Raw genomic sequence first — 1,726 nt, 5'->3', positions numbered from 1 at the left:
CCGCCTGGGAGACGATGAACTTGGCATCATCCCAGCCCATCTGCTTGGCCGTGGCCACCACGGTGATGATCGGGCGCACCGGCAGCGCCACTGCCACCAGCTCACAGCCCGCATCGCGCAGGCGCGCCAGGGTGCCGGTGAAATCACTTTCGTCAGGGCGATGGGAGGAGCTTTCCAACAGATTCAGGGCATCATTGTTGGCAGCCGCGTCGGTGGCGGCCTGGTTCACTTCCTCACCAAAGTCGGAGGGGATATACATCACGCACAGGTTTTCGATGCCATCGGTTTCCACCAGCTTGTTCACACCTTTAAGAACACCGTCGTAATAGCTGGGGCCGAACACGTAGCGATAGCGGAAGTCGCCCTGCTCTTCCATGGGCTTGGAAAGCGCCAGGGGAAGAATGCTGGGCACGTTGTTACGGTCCATGATCGGGAATGCTGCCAGGTTGTGGGGCGTCCCCAGGCTCATGACCATGGCGAAGACTTCATCGCGGCTGACCAGCTTGTTCACCGCTTGCGTTGCCTTGGGAACCTGATAGGCATGGTCTTCGACGATATAACGAATCTTGCGGCCATGAATGCCGCCCTGCTCGTTCACTTCTTCGAACATGTCGTTGGCCACCTGCACCGCCGGCGACGAGAAGGCGGCGAACACGCCAGACAGGTCATGCATGCCCCCCAGGCGAATCTCGGTGTCGGTGACGCCACGCACGGGCTCGACCGCGGCACTTTCTTCATCCTTGTTGTCACTGCAGCCCACAAGGGCTATGGCGGCCAGGGCCGTCAGACAAAGCTTCTTCATGATGCACTCTCCTCTCGTACCATCAATACATGGAATCAATCAGGTGCTTGTGTTTTTTCTCCACGAAGGAACGCTTCAGCTTCATGGTGGCGGTCAGCTCCTCATCCTCGGCGGTGAGCAGCACATCGATCAGGCGGAAATACTTGATTTGTTCCACCTGGGCGAACTGTTTATTCACGTCCTGAACAATGCTGTCGATGAGGTCCAGCACCTCTTTGGCCCGACACAGGGAAGCGAAATTGGAAAACGGTACCTGGCGATCCTGGGCGTATTTCTCCACATTTTCCTGATCAATCATGATCAGGCAGGTGAGGTATTTACGCTTGTCACCAATCACCACGGCATCGGAAATATAGGGGGAGAATTTCATCCGGCTTTCGATTTCCGCCGGGGTAATATTCTTGCCCCCCGCCGTGATAATGATGTCCTTGAGACGGCCGGTGATGGTGAGCATGCCATCTTCCAGGCGCCCCACGTCCCCGGTATGCAGCCAGCCATCACGGATGTCTTCTGCGGTTTTTTCCGGTTTCCGCCAGTAGCCGGCGAAGACATGGCCACCACGCACCAACACTTCGCCGTTCTCGGCAATACGCACCTCCGTGCCCGGCAACGCTTCGCCCACGGTACCCACCTTCTCCCGCTTGATACTGTTCAGGGAGGCCACACCGGTGGTCTCGGTCATGCCGTACCCTTCGAACAAAGGCACACCCAACGACTGGAACCAGCGGATCTGTTCCGGAGCAATGGGAGCCGCCCCGGTGGTCCCCCGGTGCAGGCGGTTCATGCCAATCAGATCCCGGACATTGCGCAGCACCAGAAGATTCCAGAACTGGTACTGCAGGGCCGACAGCGGCGAGCGATTGCGGTCACAGTGCCAGGCTTCCCCGGCGGCCACGGCACGGTCGAAACACCAACGCCCGAAAG

At 58.6% G+C, this 1,726-nt stretch carries 2 protein-coding genes; both read right to left on the bottom strand.

Annotated features, from left to right (window positions below):
• Positions 1–802 (bottom strand): ABC transporter substrate-binding protein (locus A3730_RS01085; protein ID WP_063537293.1); only part of this gene is annotated, 802 nt, incomplete at its 3' end.
• A 22-nt stretch (positions 803–824) separates the two neighbouring features.
• The coding region (locus A3730_RS01080) for a long-chain fatty acid--CoA ligase (protein ID WP_156500741.1) at positions 825–1,726 on the bottom strand (902 nt) is incomplete at its 5' end.

It is taken from the genome of Alcanivorax sp. HI0044, from assembly GCF_001634945.1.
This window is presented reverse-complemented; position numbering and strand designations above follow the sequence as displayed.